The organism is Lysinibacillus sp. FSL K6-0102 (genome assembly GCF_038003545.1).
GTDB lineage: Bacteria > Bacillota > Bacilli > Bacillales_A > Planococcaceae > Lysinibacillus > Lysinibacillus capsici.
In genome coordinates, this window is record NZ_JBBOPH010000001.1 from 3,830,586 (window position 1) to 3,847,736 (window position 17,151).

The 17,151-nt window shown below is 37.0% G+C and carries 14 protein-coding genes and 1 riboswitch; all 14 genes read right to left on the reverse strand.

The features are described from left to right. Positions 1–9: 9 nt before the first annotated feature. Positions 10–3,189: a hypothetical protein gene (locus tag NYE73_RS19515; RefSeq protein ID WP_259949641.1), complete on the reverse strand. Its 3,180-nt coding sequence runs from the start codon at positions 3,187–3,189 to the stop codon at positions 10–12. After that, positions 3,186–4,607, reverse strand: coding sequence for a glycosyltransferase family 2 protein (locus NYE73_RS19520; RefSeq protein WP_259949643.1), 1,422 nt, complete (start codon positions 4,605–4,607; stop codon positions 3,186–3,188). The genes NYE73_RS19515 and NYE73_RS19520 overlap by 4 nt, the downstream gene beginning before the upstream one ends. Then, entirely contained in the window at positions 4,608–5,651 is a 1,044-nt protein-coding gene (locus NYE73_RS19525) for a HEAT repeat domain-containing protein (RefSeq protein ID WP_259949645.1), read from the reverse strand. Continuing rightward, on the reverse strand, positions 5,648–6,520 hold the full coding sequence (locus tag NYE73_RS19530) for a response regulator (RefSeq protein ID WP_054549458.1): 873 nt from the start codon (positions 6,518–6,520) through the stop codon (positions 5,648–5,650). The genes NYE73_RS19525 and NYE73_RS19530 overlap by 4 nt, the downstream gene beginning before the upstream one ends. 213 nt (positions 6,521–6,733) lie before the next feature. Then, positions 6,734–7,585, reverse strand: a complete 852-nt coding sequence (locus NYE73_RS19535) for a MetQ/NlpA family ABC transporter substrate-binding protein (protein ID WP_259949648.1) — start codon at positions 7,583–7,585, stop codon at positions 6,734–6,736. Between the two features lie 68 nt (positions 7,586–7,653). Beyond that, complete coding sequence (locus tag NYE73_RS19540; RefSeq protein ID WP_004228234.1) at positions 7,654–8,322, reverse strand: methionine ABC transporter permease; 669 nt, start codon at positions 8,320–8,322, stop codon at positions 7,654–7,656. Further along, positions 8,312–9,340, reverse strand: a complete 1,029-nt coding sequence (locus tag NYE73_RS19545; protein ID WP_004228232.1) for a methionine ABC transporter ATP-binding protein — start codon at positions 9,338–9,340, stop codon at positions 8,312–8,314. The genes NYE73_RS19540 and NYE73_RS19545 overlap by 11 nt, the downstream gene beginning before the upstream one ends. A gap of 82 nt (positions 9,341–9,422) precedes the next feature. Then, positions 9,423–9,526, reverse strand: a riboswitch (SAM riboswitch). A gap of 56 nt (positions 9,527–9,582) precedes the next feature. After that, positions 9,583–9,894, reverse strand: a complete 312-nt coding sequence (locus NYE73_RS19550; protein WP_048394370.1) for a thioredoxin family protein — start codon at positions 9,892–9,894, stop codon at positions 9,583–9,585. A 14-nt stretch (positions 9,895–9,908) separates the two neighbouring features. Next, positions 9,909–10,250 carry a hypothetical protein gene (locus NYE73_RS19555; protein WP_004228229.1) on the reverse strand — a complete coding sequence of 114 codons (342 nt, stop codon included), beginning with the start codon at positions 10,248–10,250 and terminating at the stop codon, positions 9,909–9,911. Between the two features lie 91 nt (positions 10,251–10,341). Further along, a complete protein-coding gene (gcvH, locus tag NYE73_RS19560; RefSeq protein WP_004228227.1) occupies positions 10,342–10,722 on the reverse strand; it encodes a glycine cleavage system protein GcvH in 381 nt (126 codons plus the stop codon). Between the two features lie 81 nt (positions 10,723–10,803). Further along, positions 10,804–11,160, reverse strand: a complete 357-nt coding sequence (locus NYE73_RS19565) for an arsenate reductase family protein (RefSeq protein ID WP_004228225.1) — start codon at positions 11,158–11,160, stop codon at positions 10,804–10,806. A gap of 184 nt (positions 11,161–11,344) precedes the next feature. Further along, entirely contained in the window at positions 11,345–13,129 is a 1,785-nt protein-coding gene (locus NYE73_RS19570) for an acyl-CoA dehydrogenase family protein (protein ID WP_066037171.1), read from the reverse strand. A gap of 126 nt (positions 13,130–13,255) precedes the next feature. Then, a complete protein-coding gene (locus NYE73_RS19575) occupies positions 13,256–14,428 on the reverse strand; it encodes an acetyl-CoA C-acetyltransferase (protein ID WP_259949652.1) in 1,173 nt (390 codons plus the stop codon). 49 nt (positions 14,429–14,477) lie between these two features. Continuing rightward, positions 14,478–16,862: a 3-hydroxyacyl-CoA dehydrogenase/enoyl-CoA hydratase family protein gene (locus NYE73_RS19580; RefSeq protein WP_054549465.1), complete on the reverse strand. Its 2,385-nt coding sequence runs from the start codon at positions 16,860–16,862 to the stop codon at positions 14,478–14,480. Positions 16,863–17,151: the final 289 nt, after the last annotated feature.

Here is a 17,151-nt window from a genome sequence, read left to right on the forward strand (position 1 = left end):
TTAGCTCCTTTAATATGCTTTAAATAATTTTTGTAAAATATAATAGGATTGTTTTAAGCGCTCTTCATATTTTGGTACTTGCCATGTTTCCCATGTATAAGTAGAGAGTGGTGGTAAAACACCATTAGAAGCTGCTGGCATAGATTGAACAACGTTGTTCTCTTTATCTACAAATAAAGCACCAATATAAATATTGTCTACTTTAACCGCCGCTTTATCGCCATCTTTATACAGGTTACCTATAAACTCACGCTGACTCGGATCTTTAGCTTGAATCAATAACCAAGGGATGCGAAGTTCGATAACATTGTCATCGGTCCAAGTATAATCAACTAAAGAATCATAATCTTTTGCTTCTGGATTAGCATTTCCTTGAAGTAATTTTCCTGTTTCGTAGATACTAAAATCAGTCGTTCTATTTTGCTCAGGTAAAAATAGTTGTTTATTTAACACATAGTAAATAGGGGCGAACTTTCCACTATTTTTCAAGGCATTTGCCATTCGGGGAGCAACTAAATTTAAACGGTGGCCATATAAATAATCATAGAAATCGTAGTATTCATCAATAACAACCCTAGATTGACCATTTTTATTGAGCTCAACTATAAAATCAACACCATTGGAAAACGTCATATTTTTTATAGATGTAGCAGACATATTTCCTTGACCTGGTACAACATCTAATAAAATGCGAGGGGAGGTATTGGCTAACTCCTCACTTTTTAATTTAATGTACAAATAGCGCTCATCATAGTCTACTGCAAAATCTGTTGGATTGTTTGGTGCAGTATCATATAGCTGTTTACCCGTCCATTCCGTTGTCTCTCCATCTACTTTTACCTTAAGTCTATCAAAGCTTAATAAACCAAACTGTTGCTCATTTGTTTGAGCATTGGACCAAAATGGTCGACGATTCGGATCATCATAATCCATCGTATTCCACGTTCGTTTAAACCACTCATCTTGCCATGTAAAAACAAGTCCTCCCATGAGCCCTTCATGCATAATATTCTCAAATAAATGTTGAAGTGTTTCTCCCTGTGCTTGCTCTGACATTTGCCCCTGATTCCAACCATATACATTATCATGTGTTTTACCACGTGATGCTGGAATACCAAATTCCGCAATAAGAACAGGCATAGTATGAGCTTCATGGAGCTCTTTTAAATAACCTGCATAGCTATTTTTGTTCCCTCGGAAATCGACATAATTTAAATAATCTTTATCGAAATTAAAGAAGTCAGGGTAATAAGGATACACATGATAGGAAGCAAATTGTCCTGGTGCGGTCATCTCTCCTTTTGTATAAATAACATTTGGATTGACCCCTACTAAATCTTCCTCCTTTGATGGCTCTGACGGATGTTCAAGAATGTCAGTTGTGACCCAGTTCGTGAAACTCATTGGACGTAGCCAGTTATATTTTTCCTTTTCATAAACTGACACCACATCCATTTGTTCTGCTAGCCAATGCTCAAACGGAGAGGCACCCTTTGTTTCAAAAAAAGTACCGTTGTATTGACCAATATTTGCATGTTTTTCATTCGTTCCCACAACCATGTGTGGATACCATTCAATTCCTAGTACCCATCCTATAACATATTTTGATACGTCTACATCATACAAGCCAGATGCATGTCCTGGGCGAGGCTCCACATAGATATTTCCATGAACGACATCTACCATTTGTTTCATTTCTAATTGGAAATCTTCTAACGTATCTTTATCATAGGCGTCCAATGAACCTGCTAAGCCCTCTTCATTAATCCAAACTCCATGTAAAACATATAATGGTTTTTTTGGATGTTCTTCATTATATTTAGCAAGTGCTCTATAAAAGCCTGGTGGATGTAATGTATAGACTCGTATCGTATTAGCATTCATGTCTGCTATTTGTTTAAACCATCGATAATATTCCTCTTCAGTAATTGCTGCTTCTCCAGGAAAGGCGCCAGGTTTCCCCATTCCGATATTGACACCCTTAAATACGATTGGTTCCCATTTGCCATCTCTTAGCACCTCAAAAGATTGTCCCTGAATCCTTGCATTATAATTTAATTTCTCATGATTTACAGTATCCTGAACCTCTTTGTGCTCAAATGAATCAAATATTTTATGCATTACTGGGATGTAAATGGACCAATAAAACGAACTGTCCGCATACTTCTCAGCATATTTATAGATTGTAGGTAACCCTTTTATTTTATAAATATTCGGTACCCGTGCGATATCATTAAAATCTCCCGCAAAATAATAACTAGATGTGTAGCTTTTATCTTGGCCTACAATTGCAGCAAATTGTTCTGGAATGCCATTATCCTTTAACAGCTCTGTTCCTTTTTTTGTTAAATCCCATTTATAATTTGCAAGAGCATCTTCAGCATATTTAGGTGTAATAATATCAAACCAATAATCGTATTGCGCCCTTGCAGATGAATGAAAGAATTTTTTCCCATTTTCAGTAAACTGCACTTGAATACCTTCAGAATTAACATGCTTGTTCATTTCTAGAACAAGAAGCTCCTCAGTTATTTCGTTAAATAGTAAAAAGCCTCCACCTTTATATGACCAATTATCGCCATGTTCATCGATCACCCATTGTGGTATTTCTAAATTTTTATGATAATCAAGCTCATCGAAATAACGTCCGATCCAGCCAGACCATGTAATTCCTAAATAATCCTGTAATTCTTTACGAACTTCCCCTGATGTTGGTGAAGCAAACGTGTTATACTCAGCAATTAACATGCTCTTTTTTTTGCTGGCTAAGCGTTCGACGATTGACTGCCATTCTTTTTGTTCAAGTCCTCCAACAATTTTTTCAGAACGTTCACCTAAACGTTTTGTTTGTTGTAAATCATCTTTATAAACTCCGTACGTATCTGCCAAATAAATGACATCATAGTCACTATAATCATTTGGCAAATTCTTTTCAACAACACTTTTAGTTTCATCATTTGGAACCGTACCATAGTAATCGCGTTCTACGTCATAAGGTTCATTATTTAATCTATATTTATAATGGTTTAAAAACCAATTCACCCCTAAGTGCTCTCGGTAAGACTCATTCGGAACGGTTTTATCTATAATGGCCACATTAAGCTGTTTTTCATCTTCTAAGTACCACCATGTAATAGGGATTATCATGAGGACTAGTACGACCATAACCCCTATATAGATTCGTTTCATACACTTTTCTCCTTTTCAGCAATGCCGACACGTTTCATATTACCCCAGTCACTTTTTCTTAAGACAAAACGAAGTAATCCCTCACAGCGCCAGAATAATGTTAGTGGGCGATACCAAAAAATTTCTGTAAACGCTAAAAGAATCATGCGTAACAACTCTCTTTTTTTCGGATACGTATTCATACTCCACGATTCAAATAATATTGCCGCTATTGAAAAAATAACACCATAAATAACGAATAGTAGTAGCAGCATGAGCGCAACTTCATAATAAATTTTCCCAAAGAAAAAGGCTATGACAATATAAATATATCCGCCTAACTCGACAAGAGGCCCTAGACATTCCACTAGCCAAAAATACGGGAACGAAAGAAATCCAATCATTCCATATCTAGGATTCAAGGTCATTTTTTTATGCTTCCATAGACTTTCAAATAACCCTTGATGCCACCTTCTTCGTTGATTGCGTAGTACTCCTAATGTTTGAGGTGCTTCCGTCCAGCAAACTGGGTCAGGTACAAATTCAATACGCTTATTTTCTTTTTTTTCTTTTATAAGTCGATGGATATTCACCACCAGTTCCATATCTTCCCCAATAATATTGGTTGAATATCCACCTGCTTCAACAGCCCATTTTTTAGAGAAAACACTAAATGCTCCTGAAATAATAAGGACTAAATTGAATTTACTTAACGCTATTCGCCCCATTAAAAATGCCCGCAAATATTCGATTACTTGCATGATTACTAGGTAATTACTAGGTAATTGAGTCTCATAAATAGAGCCAAACTGCATCTTTGCACCATTTGCAATACGAATATTACCTCCTGCTGCAATGACCTCACCATCAGATAAAATGATAGGCTTCATCACCCGCAGCAAGGATTTTTCATCTAAAATGGAGTCCCCATCAATGGAGCAAAAATACGGATATTGAGATACATTAATACCCACATTTAGCGCATCAGCCTTACCACCATTTTCTTTATCTACTAAAATACAATTTTTATAGATTTCAGATTCATATATTTGTTTAATGTCTTTTGTAGGGATGTTAGTTCGAACAATTTTATTGATTGGCTTCATTTGAAAATGTTCGATGACCGTTTGAAGGGTTTGATCTGTAGATCCATCGTTAATAATGATAATTTCAGTTTGAGGATAACGTAAATTCAATAATGAATATACTGTATCTACAACTCCTACTTCTTCATTGTAAGCAGGAACAAGTAACGATACCGGTTTTGAATAAAAGGCATCGATATGTGCATCATCATACTCTGATAGATCGAGACGATAGCGTTTTCTTAAATCCAGCATAGCAATGATGAACATTGTACAATATGAAACAATAACGAACAGCATATAAAATAAAATAATGCCCCCAAAAAACATCATGCAATAATCAATTATTTTCATTTACTTCCCCTCTTTTCTCGCTGCAATTTCTTGGGCCATTTCAATTGCATATTGATCATTTGAGGATTCAATGAATTGCTGTAATTTGGCAATACCATGTCGATCTTCTACAATCGTTTTTGCCGCTTGGGAACGTACCCACCAATTCTCATCTTGAAGAAGCTGCTCTAAATAACTATAAGTATAAGTAAGCGGTACATGTTTAAAAATTTTTGCAACCATTAACCTGGCTTCCCACATTTCTGAGGTCACAAAAGGGACAAAGGGATCCATCTCATCAATAATTCCTATTTCATATAGCCCTTTTAATGCTCTGATGTTAATTTCCGGTGTATCATGTTGTAATAATTTTTTTAATTCATCCAAATACTCCATATTTCTTTTTACAGCAGCAGTATCAATAACAGCAAATTGCATTTTGGCCGACAAACTATTAAAATCATGGAAAAATCGAATAAATACATTATCATCTAATAATATAAATAGTCTTCTATATTCACTTTCAGCGTAATTTACATTGGAATTTTTTATTTTCTCCATAAATAAATCTGGTTGGAAAAGCGAGTATATTTTCAATAACTGGAAATGTTCTTCATCTGTAATGTTATTTTTTTCGAATTCTTGGCACTTCGTTAGCAATTCATCTATTTGTAAGTCTGCAATTCGATAGAGGGCATTCATTCGAATACTCCATCGTTTACTGGATAAATCTTTTTCGTAGAATGCTTTTAAATATTGATTGGAGAATTGTTTAATTTTTAGTTCCACCTGTTCATTCCTTATATTCTTTAAATAGGATGAAAAAATTTTTTCAATAGCTTCTACTTGGGCGCTTCCTCTAGGTACCAATACGATACTAAATAATGCGTTATTGAATAAGTAATCATACCAAAATTGAGAATAATTTTGTAAATAACGGTCACGAACTTTTTCAAAATAGCTTTCACGCTGTCGCTGAACAAGTAAATACATAAAAAAGATAAAGAGCACAACTAATAAAAAGGAAATTATTGCTAAAATTGTCGAAACAGTCAGCTTGATCATTGCCAAAACCTCGCAAACGTTCTTTTAATTTTGGCTTCTAGCAAACGTAAATTAAATGGTTTGACAATATATTCATCAACACCGCCCTCATAAGCATTAAGCGCTGCCCCTTCAGAATTGCGTTCTGACATCATATAAATAATAAATTTCTTTTCATTTGGCATATGTCGTAAGATATGCAATATTTCTAAGCCATTTTTCAGCGGTAAAATATCATTCATAAGAATTAGATGCATATGCCCTGATTTATAATCATCCGATTGCAAAAAGCTATAGCCATCCTCATAAACCTTTACATCTAAAGAAAAATAAGGGATATTTATTTGCTTAAGCGTTGACTCTAATACTTGTCTAAAAATGGCGTTTTGCTCAATAATACTAACTTTCACTAATTCAGTTGGTTGCTCACAGTAATCCTTTACCTCTGCTATACTCCATGTTAATTGCTCATCCCCTGATAACATCTGTTTATTTTTATTTAACAGCTCTTCAAAAATAACGTTATTATTTCTTATTTCTGTTATAGAGGCCTTTAATGCAATCTGTTGGAACTTCCGTTCTGCTTTTAAGATGGCAAATATTCGTTTTAAAAACGCCCTAGCTTCTACATCACTACTTTGTAAAAAGAAGATGCCCCAATGATCCCCGTCGGATAATTGAAAAAGCAAGTCTGTCTTGCGTATTTTTGATTGTAAAAACGAGGTAACTTGATCATTCACATTTTCATTCAGTTGTGTAGCATTAGCTGTTTTTAAAAAGACTGCTGTTATAGTAAGGCGTGATCTAATAACACTTTCTCGCCATATTTTAAAGTAGCGCTCTACTTCATGTTCTTGCATGATGTCATGGGTGAATTTTATATCATTCATTAGAATCACTCCATCTAGTTTTTTCTTATTATTACTTTCTATCATTTATTTCATAGATTAACAACATTACTATAGTAATAAATATGACTAAACAATATCTAAACATAAATAGACGTCATAAAAAATACATAGTTTCTCATCAATTTAACTACAAATAAAAAAAGAGTACATAAGTCGTTAAACTTATGTACCCTTTTATAAAATTTTTAATTCTTATTTTACCGGTACTACTGCACCTTTCCACTCTTCTAAAATGAAGTCTTGGATTTCTTTAGATGTTAATACTTCTAATAATTTTTTAATTTCAGGTTTTGATTCATCACCTGCACGTACAGCGATGATGTTAACATATGGAGATTCTTTATCTTCAAGAGAAATAGCATCTTCAATTGGGTTTAAACCGTTATCGATGGCAAAGTTAGAATTGATAAGTACTGCATCGCCTTCATCGTTTTCGTACATTTGTACAAGCATTTCTGGGGCAGTATTTGCATCGAATTTAAAGTTTTTAGGATTTTCTTCAATATCCTTTAATTCTGCTGCTGTTTTATCAATGCCTTCTTTTAATTTGATTAAGCCTTTAGCCTCTAACAATGACAGCATACGACCATGGTCAGATACTGAGTTAGAAAGTAAAATTGTTGCGCCTTCAGGCAGGTCTTCTAACGTTTTATATTTTTTAGAGTAAATACCGATTGGTTCAATATGAACGCCACCTGCATTAACGAAATCATAGCCATTGTCTTTAATTTGTAGCTCTAAGTAAGGAATGTGCTGGAAATAGTTTGCATCAATATCTTTTGACTCTAAATCTTGGTTTGGTAGAACATAATCTGTATACGTTTCAATTTTAAGGTCTATGCCTTCTTTAGCTAAGATCGGTTTTGCTTTTTCTAAAATAACTGCGTGTGGTGTATTAGAAGCACCTACTTTTAATGTTACGTTTTCTTTGCTATCTGTTTGATCGCCAGATGCTGATTTTTCATCTTCTTTTTTATCTGTACCGCAAGCTGCTAATGCTAGTACAAGTATTGATAAAAATAATCCTGCTAATAACTTTTTCATTTATGACACTCCCTTTTATTTGTTTAAAATATGTTAGCGGTAAAAACCGGAATAACCACTTTTTCTTGCTAGCGTTTATCAATTTTCTCGGTAATTAAATCACCAATCCATTGAATAATAAATACGACTACTAAGATCAAAATAGTTGCCATTAATGTCACATCTTGGCGATTTCGCTGGAAGCCGTCTAAGAAAGCTAAGTTACCAAGACCACCTGCACCAATAATTCCTGCCATCGCTGTATAACCTACAAGAGCAACAGCCGTTACAGTGATACCAGAAATTAAAGCTGGTAATGATTCTGGAACCAATACTTTCCAAATAATTGTAGAAGTTTTTGCTCCCATTGAACGGGCTGCTTCAATCACACCTTTATCAATTTCACGTAACGCAATTAATACCATACGAGCATAAAACGGTGCTGCACCGATAATTAAAGCAGGTAACGCCGCATTGGCACCGCGAATTGTACCTAGTAAAAACTTCGTAAATGGAATTAATAAAATAATTAATACGATAAATGGAATGGAACGGAAAATATTAACGAGTGATCCTGTTAAAAAGTTAACGATTTTATTTGCCCATAACTGATTGGGGCTAGTTAGAAATAGAACAATACCAATGACTAACCCAAGAATAAATGTCACAACCGTTGATATAGCTGTCATGTATAAAGTTTCATACGTAGCTTGCCACATATTTTCCCAGTCTACATTCGGAAAGAGATTAGTTAGCATTTTCAATCACCTCCGTCTGTACTTCCACTGTATTTAAATAACGAAGGGCTTCAGTGACATTTGTCTGAGAGCCATCAATTTGCACAATCAATGTACCATATGCACCATTTTTTGTTTGTGAAATATTTCCGTGAACAATACTTACTTCTACATCAAATTGTTTCACAAGATGTGAGATGACAGGCTGTTCTGTTTTTTCACCAACAAAAATCAATTTGACAAGTTGTCCAGTTGGATAGTTTGTTTTAATTTGTGCTACCGTATCTTGTGTTTCCTTAGTGTCGGTAATTTGAGATACAAACTTCTTAGTAATAGCCGCCTGTGGGGCTTGGAAGACTTGTAATACCTCACCACGTTCCACAATTTCGCCTGCCTCCATCACCGCTACACGATGACAAATTTTGCGGATGACATGCATTTCGTGGGTAATCAGGACGATTGTTAAGCCTAAGCGTTCATTTATATCTACGAGTAAATCAAGAATGGCATCCGTTGTTTCAGGGTCAAGTGCGGATGTCGCCTCATCACATAGTAAAACCTCTGGATTATTCGCTAATGCACGTGCAATTCCTACACGCTGCTTTTGTCCCCCGGAAAGCTGGGATGGATATGCCTTATCGCGCCCTTCTAAGCCTACAAGGGCAATTAATTCCTTCACACGCGCTTCACGTTGAGCCTTTGGGAAGCCTGCGATTTCTAAAGGGAATGCAATATTTTCGGCAACTGTTCTTGACCAAAGTAAATTAAAATGCTGGAAAATCATACTTACCTTTTGTCTAGCTGCTCTAAGCTTTTGCCCTTTTATCGATGAAAATTCTTGATTGTTCACCGTTACTGTTCCTGCTGTCGGTTTCTCTAAACCGTTTAATAAACGAATCATGGTACTTTTACCAGCACCACTATAGCCGATAATGCCAAAAATTTCACCTTTATTAATAGTAAGGTTGACGTCTTTGACTGCCGTTAATTCGCCATTTGCTGTTTTGTATTTCTTTGTAATATTTTGAAGCTGGATCATAGCGAATACTCCTTTTCTCATATAGAAAACCCCTTCACTCACAGACAAGTAGAAGGGGTCACGTATGATACGTTAAACCGTTCTCTCATCTTTCAAAGAAAAATCTTTGGGTGATTTGGCACCTTTTCACATTGTGATGGTTGCCGGGCTTCATAGGGCACTTCCCTCCGCCACTCTTCATAAGAGTTCGATATATTTAATGTTTTAATAATATATTTGATACTTTACCACGCTAGTAAAGTTCAGTCAATTGATTTTTTTAACAATTCATATAAAAATGGTACGGATTGAAAAGCATAAATCTTTTCTGTCACTTTTCCGCCATCACTGATGAGTAGACAGGGAACACTTTCAATTTGATGCTCATAAGCTATGTGTTCCAAAAAGTTGATATTTGCTTTACCCATTTGTAGCTGTGGCAGTAATTGCTCAATAATGGACATCATTTTAGATGCCACTGCACACGTTCCACACATCGGTGTATATAAATAAAATGCAGTTTTCTCTCCCGACTGTTTAGCCGCTTCCCACTGCTCTATTGACCATTCTTCCATTTACTCACGCAACCTTACAAAATATATTCATTATGGATTGAAAAATGTGCACGCAGTAAAATCATTGCTAGCACTTTTCTTGGTGTCGTTTCTACTTCCTTGTATGTTGGCATTGTGCGCAGATGCTCAGCCTCTGGATAATGTCTGTCCATTAATGCACGTAGCTTATCACCAGAAGTATCTGCATCAAAAAAAGTAAATAGCTCACAGCCCTCATAGGGATCCAGTAGTTCTTCTAATTGATGCACACCAATTGTACCATTCGTACATAGTATTGTAACATTCTCATTCAAAATAGGCTCAATTTGTAGCTTATCTGAGCGCCCTTCTACTATCAAGCATTTTCCCTCGAACATTACGCCACCTCCATTTAGAGATCCCCACTTATAAGTCATTATATAACAAAAAACGCCGGTAGTTTCCGACGTTTTTCGATTATGGCTTGTCTTATTCAGCGATCATTTCTTCGTATTGCTCTGCTGTCATTAGTTTCTCAACTTCTGATGCGTCAGCAGGCTCAACAACGATCATCCATGCTTTTTCATATGGTGATTCATTAACGAATTCTGGGCTATCTTCTAAATCTGCATTTACTTCAACTACAGTACCTGAGATTGGTGCATATAATTCAGAAACAGTTTTTACTGATTCTACGCTACCGAATGGATCATCTGTTTTGATTTCGTCGCCAACTTGTGGAAGCTCAACGAATACGATATCTCCTAATTCAGATTGTGCGAAGTGAGTAATACCAATACGTACTTTTCCATCTTCTACTTTTACCCATTCATGTTCTTCAGAGTATCGTAAGTCTTTAGGTGTGCTCATGCAAAAAACCCCTCCATAAATATGTAATATATTCACTTTCAGTGTGCCATACTTCTCCTATAAATACAAGGTTTAATACGGTTATTTCCAAGCTTGCTCAAAATCTACTTCTTTAAAACCTAAAGTAACTTTTTTTCCATCTGTCACGATGGGACGTTTAATTAACATGCCATCTGAAGCAAGTAGCTCAAGCTGCTCATCCTCCGTCATTTCCGCTAACTTGTCCTTTAAGCCAAGCTCACGATATTTCATGCCTGAGGTATTAAAAAATTTCTTCAAAGGCTGTCCACTAGCTTGCCAAATAGCTGTTAGTTCTTCTTTAGTGGGAGGTTGCTCTGCGATATGTACCTCTTCATAGGAAACCTCATGCTCATTTAACCACTTCTGTGCCTTTTTACATGTTGTACATTTCGGATAATGGAAAAATTGAATCGTCATTACAATGCTCCTCTTCTGTCTTTTTCTGTAGTATACCATCATAGTTGTTTTCAATGGTGAACTTCACTCTTTTTTGTAAGTTTATCCACCAGTTGTGCAAATTTATCCGCTCCTTTTACGATTATCCATCTCATATAAAAAAACCTAGCTATCTTTTGCAGATAGCTAGGTTAAATTTGCACTATTATACAATATATTTTTCAGCATCAATTAATTTAACGGAAGCCTCACGCTTCTTCGCAATTAAATTGTATGGATTATTACGCGTTAGCTTACGCAGTGCAGATAATGTCATACGGGCTGCATCGCCATCCGCTGAAGCAAGAATTGTGTCTTTTGCTTCTTTTTCGATTTCTGCGAATGCTTCTTGGCAGAAAATTTGTGTGTATAGCAATTTTTGGTGTGCTTTTTCAGCACCGTCACGAGCAATTGCTTTTTCTGTACGTAAGACAGCTGATTCCATTGCAAATAATTGGTTAGCTATATTCGCAATGTTTACCAATACTTCTTGCTCTTGATCAAGCTTTGCACCAAAGCGTTGTGCTGCTAATCCTGCAGCTAATACAGCAATCTTCTTGGCATTTTTCACTAAATATTTTTCTTGTGCTAACGGCTCTGTACCGATATCCTCTGGCATTAGCATAAGCAGCTCTTGCTGTAAATTTTGGGCAACTTGTAATAATGGTAGCTCACCCTTTAGCGCCTTTTTCATAAATGTGCCAGGTACAATCATGCGGTTAATTTCGTTTGTACCTTCAAAAATTCGATTAATACGAGAATCACGGTAAATACGCTCTACCTCATATTCAGCCATAAAGCCATAACCGCCATGAAGTTGGACAGCTTCGTCAGCAATATAGTCTAAAGTTTCTGAACCGAATACTTTAGCAATAGAGCATTCAATGGCATATTCAGCAATCGCTCCTGCAATTACTTTACCTTGCTTTTGCTCTTCTAGGCTTAATTGGCTTAAGCGATCCTCAAATAGGCCCACAGTACGATAGTTTAATGATTCTGAAGCATACAATTGAGAAGCCATCGTTGATAATTTTTCTTTTGTCAGATTGAAATCAGAAAGCTTTGTCTTAAACTGCTGACGTTGGTTTGTATACTGAATAGCTAACTCCAATGCACGTTTCGATCCGCCAATTGTGCCCACGCCTAGTTTATATCGACCAATGTTTAAAATATTGAACGCAATGATATGCCCACGACCAATTTCACCTAATAGATTTTCTACAGGTACTTCGGCATCTTCCAATACTAATGTACGAGTTGATGATGATTTAATCCCCATTTTCTTTTCTTCAGGACCAACTGAAACACCATTGTAGGCACGTTCTACGATAAAGGCGGAGAATTTATCGCCATCAATTTTTGCGTAGACCACAAATACATCAGCAAAGCCTGCATTCGTAATCCACTGTTTTTCACCATTTAAAATATAATGTGTGCCAGCTTCGTTTAATTTTGCAGTCGTTTTTGCACCTAGAGCATCTGAACCTGAACCTGGCTCTGTTAATGCATAGGCAGCGATTAATTCACCTGAAGCAAGCTTAGGTAAATATTTTCTCTTTTGATCTTCATTACCGAATAGAACAATTGGTAATGACCCAATACCAACGTGAGCACCATGTGTGATAGAGAAACCACCTGCAACAGACATTTTTTCAGCGATTAAAGCTGAAGAAACTTTGTCTAATCCTAGCCCTTCGTATTCTTCAGGCACATCTGCTCCAAGTAAGCCTAATTCGCCTGCACTTTTTAGGAGACGCACTGAATGCTCAAATTCATGGTGCTCTAAATTTTCCACTACTGGTAAAACTTCATTTGTAACGTATTCCTCTGTTGTTTTAGCAATCATTTTATGCTCGTCAGTGAAATCTTCCGGTGTAAATACACGATCTAATTCCACATCTTCAATAAGAAATCCGCCGCCTTTAATGAAATCAGTTGTTTTTTCAGTCATGATTAATTCCTCCCAATATATCTTTTTGTTAGTTGATTCCCCTAATGATCATGTATAGAAAAGCTTGACGTATACAATGTTCGGAGGCAACCGTAAACAGTACACCTCAAGCTGATCTAGCAAAAATTATAGAATTTTAAATACGCCAGCAGCACCCATGCCGCCACCAATACACATTGTCACTACACCATATTTCTTCCCTTGACGCTTCAATTCATGAATTAGCTTTAATGTTAAAATAGCTCCCGTTGCGCCTAGTGGATGACCTAATGCAATCGCTCCACCATTGACATTGACTTTCTCTTGGTCGATGCCTAAATGACGTACCACCTGTAATGACTGTGAAGCAAATGCTTCATTGATTTCCCATAAATCAATATCTTCGATGGATAAACCTGCAATTTCCAACGCTTTTGGCACTGCCACGATAGGCCCGATACCCATTACTTCAGGAGGTACACCGCCAACTGCAAAGCTTAGGAATTTTGCCATTGGTGTCAGTCCTTGCTTGTCAGCCTCTTCACGATCCATTACTAGTACAGCTGCTGCACCATCAGAAGTTTGAGAGGCATTGCCCGCCGTTACACTGCCTTTTACGTGGAAAGCTGGACGTAGTTTGGCTAAACCTTCAACTGATGTACCTGGACGTACACCTTCATCTATACTGAATGTGAATTTTTTCACTTGTGGTTTATTGTTATCGTCTACGTAATGCTGTTCCACTTCAATTGGTACAATTTCATCATTGAATTTACCTTCTTTAATTGCCTTTTCAGCAAGCTCATGCGAGCGAACAGCAAAAGCATCTTGGTCTTCACGACTAACATTATATTGACGAGCTACTTCCTCAGCTGTATGCCCCATGCCCATATAATATTGTGGAGCCGTTTCTGCTAAAGTCGGATTTAAACGTGGTGTATTCCCTACCATCGGCACCATACTCATGGATTCTACACCACCAGCAAGAATAGCCTTTGAGTGTCCTAGCATAATTCGCTCTGCTGCATAGGCAATCGCCTGTAAACCTGATGAGCAAAATCTATTAATCGTCAGAGCAGGGGTTGTATCTGGTAATCCAGCAAGTGCCCCAATACTACGTGCTACATTCATTCCTTGCTCTGCTTCTGGCATTGCACAGCCTAAAATTAAATCATCAATTGGCCCTTCATAGCCTGCTCTTTTCAATGTTTCCTTGACTACAACAGCACCAAAATCATCTGGTCTTACTGTTGCTAAAGAACCTTTTTTTGCTTTTCCAATTGGAGTTCGTGCTCCTGCTACAATAACGGCTTCACGCATCGTATTAATCCCCCTTTGTTTCATGTGCAAGATTGATTTATTTCGTCAATTAGTTACGAAGTGGTTTACCTTTTAACAGCATGTGTTGCATTCTCTGCTGTGATAGTGGATCAGCAACAAGACTAAGGAATGCCTCACGCTCTAAGTTCAATAAATATTGCTCATCGACTAATGTGCCGTACGGAACCTTTCCACCTGCAATAACATAAGCTAATTTTTTAGCAATTTTTAAATCATGTTCGCTAATAAAGCCTGACTCAAACATCCCTTGCGCACCGATGAGTAATGTACCATAGCCTGATGCACCGACCACTGGCACTTTTGTTGGTACAGGTGGTTGATAGCCCGCTTCGTAAAGTGCTAATGCCGCCTGCTTCGCATCATACAATTGATGATCTGGATTAACTGAAATACCATCCGCAAAGTTTAGGAAATTATTTTCACGTGCTTCCTCACCAGATGTTGAAACCTTCGCCATCGCAATTGTTTCAAATACTTTATTAGCAATATGTTGATAGTCTACCTCTACGCCGTTTGGTAAGCCCTTTAGGAATTTCTGATAGAGTGCTTTATTTCCGCCACCACCTGGGATTAATCCAACCCCTACTTCCACTAAGCCCATATATGTTTCCATTGTTGCTTGAATATGTGCAGCTGGTAAGCAAACCTCTGCTCCCCCGCCTAATGTCATGGCAAACGGTGCTGCTACAACAGGCTTACGTGAATATTTAATTTTCTGCATAGCATCTTGGAATGCTTTAATGACGAAATCTAGCTCAAATATATTATCATCCTGAGCTTCTACCAAAATCATTCCTAGATTTGCCCCAACACAGAAGTTTTTCCCCTGATTACCGATGACTAAGCCCTTATAGTTAGCCTCTACTTCATCTACCGCAAAGTTAATCATTTGAATAATATCCAAGCCGATTGCATTGGATTGCGAATGGAACTCCAGTAATGCAATTCCATCCCCTAAATCTATTAAACTAGCACCTGTGTTTGATTTAATCACACCATGCTTTTTCTTATAACGTTTTAAATTAATCTCTTTTTCATTGACTGGCACTTTCACATATTGTGAACCATTATAGTAAGCTAAATCTCCGTCTAATTCTGTATAGAATGTCTCCACGCCATTTGCTAACATCTCTTTGACAAAAGCAGGTACCTCTCGGCCCTCAGCCTCCATTTTCGCCACAGAATCTTTTACGCCTATAGCATCCCAAATCTCAAATGGCCCTTGTTGCCAGCCGAATCCCCATTTCATCGCGTTATCAATGGCTACGATATCATCTGCAATCTCCCCATGTAGCTGTGCAGAATAAAGGAGCGTTGGTGCAAAAATCCCCCATAATAGCTCGCCTGTACGATCCTTTGCATAGGTTAACGCCTTCACTTTATTAGCCAATCCACGAGTTTGTTTTGCCATTTCAATAGAAGGTGTTTTTAATTTTTTGGCTGGACTATACGTTAAGGTTGCTGGATCAATCTCATGTATCTCTTTTCCTTGTTTTAAGAAGAAACCTTGACCTGATTTTGCTCCTAGCCAACCGTTTGTGACCATTTTTTGTAAAAATTCAGGTACTGCAAATACTTGCTGCTCCTCACCTGTTGTTTGATCGTAAACATTTTTCGCTACATGAATGAATGTATCTAAACCAACTACATCTAGCGTACGGAAAGTTGCAGACTTTGGACGGCCGATAAGCGGACCTGTTACAGAGTCTACCTCACCAACAGAGTAACCACCTTTTAACATTTCCTGTAAAGTGATAAGTAAACCATATGTTCCGATGCGGTTGGCAATAAAGTTTGGTGTATCTTTTGCAAGTACAACTCCTTTACCAAGCACATCTTCCCCAAACGTTTTCATGAAGCTAACTACTTCAGGTGCAGTTGTATTGGCAGGAATCACTTCTAATAATTTTAAATAGCGAGGTGGGTTGAAAAAATGTGTGCCAAGAAAATGCTTTTGAAAATCATCTGAACGTCCCTCTGCCATCGCATTAATGCTAATACCAGATGTATTTGAACTAATGATTGTTCCTGGTGAACGAACCGCATCAATTTTTTCATAAAGACTTTGTTTAATTGGTAAATTTTCTACAACAACCTCAATAATCCAATCTACATCTTTTAGTTTCCCTAGATCGTCTTCAAAGTTGCCAACTGATAGTAGTGATAAATTTTTCTTAGAAGTAAGTGGTGCTGGCTTTTGCTTTAATAACTTTTGCAAAGCTCCGTTTACAATACGATTTCTAACAGCTGGATGCTCTAAAGAAAGGCCTTTTGCTTCTTCCTCTTGCGTCAGTTCCTTCGGTGCTATATCCAATAGTAATGTTGGTATACCGATATTTGCTAAATGTGCTGCAATTCCAGAGCCCATCACCCCAGAACCTAGAACAGCTGCTTTTTTAATGTTGTAAGTCACAAGCAATTCCCCCTTATTCTCCCATTGAATGAATAGCCATTCATTTTTTGGCCAAAAAAATATCAAGTGTTCCTTAGTGAATTTTTTGTCCTTTTGTTGAATGAGATTCCCTCCACTCAACCAAGCACGACTAAGGTTTATCTTCGCTCCAAAATGACACTTCTTAATGAATGAAGATAAAACTACTTTTCTGTTTTTAGTGTAGATTATTTTGTCTAATTTAGCAATCTTTTTTCATGAATTATTTTTGCAGTATACATCTTTTTTTGTTTTTAACGAGCTAAAAGAG

What these genes read in the sequence shown, in the direction of transcription:
- NYE73_RS19515 (WP_259949641.1), bottom strand. Translation starts at nt 3,189, where the DNA reads ATGAAACGAATCTATATAGGGGTTATGGTCGTACTAGTCCTCATGATA.
- NYE73_RS19520 (WP_259949643.1), bottom strand. Translation starts at nt 4,607, where the DNA reads ATGAAAATAATTGATTATTGCATGATGTTTTTTGGGGGCATTATTTTA.
- NYE73_RS19525 (WP_259949645.1), bottom strand. Translation starts at nt 5,651, where the DNA reads ATGATCAAGCTGACTGTTTCGACAATTTTAGCAATAATTTCCTTTTTA.
- NYE73_RS19530 (WP_054549458.1), bottom strand. Translation starts at nt 6,520, where the DNA reads ATGAATGATATAAAATTCACCCATGACATCATGCAAGAACATGAAGTA.
- NYE73_RS19535 (WP_259949648.1), bottom strand. Translation starts at nt 7,585, where the DNA reads ATGAAAAAGTTATTAGCAGGATTATTTTTATCAATACTTGTACTAGCA.
- NYE73_RS19540 (WP_004228234.1), bottom strand. Translation starts at nt 8,322, where the DNA reads ATGCTAACTAATCTCTTTCCGAATGTAGACTGGGAAAATATGTGGCAA.
- NYE73_RS19545 (WP_004228232.1), bottom strand. Translation starts at nt 9,340, where the DNA reads ATGATCCAGCTTCAAAATATTACAAAGAAATACAAAACAGCAAATGGC.
- NYE73_RS19550 (WP_048394370.1), bottom strand. Translation starts at nt 9,894, where the DNA reads ATGGAAGAATGGTCAATAGAGCAGTGGGAAGCGGCTAAACAGTCGGGA.
- NYE73_RS19555 (WP_004228229.1), bottom strand. Translation starts at nt 10,250, where the DNA reads ATGTTCGAGGGAAAATGCTTGATAGTAGAAGGGCGCTCAGATAAGCTA.
- gcvH (WP_004228227.1), bottom strand. Translation starts at nt 10,722, where the DNA reads ATGAGCACACCTAAAGACTTACGATACTCTGAAGAACATGAATGGGTA.
- NYE73_RS19565 (WP_004228225.1), bottom strand. Translation starts at nt 11,160, where the DNA reads ATGACGATTCAATTTTTCCATTATCCGAAATGTACAACATGTAAAAAG.
- NYE73_RS19570 (WP_066037171.1), bottom strand. Translation starts at nt 13,129, where the DNA reads ATGACTGAAAAAACAACTGATTTCATTAAAGGCGGCGGATTTCTTATT.
- NYE73_RS19575 (WP_259949652.1), bottom strand. Translation starts at nt 14,428, where the DNA reads ATGCGTGAAGCCGTTATTGTAGCAGGAGCACGAACTCCAATTGGAAAA.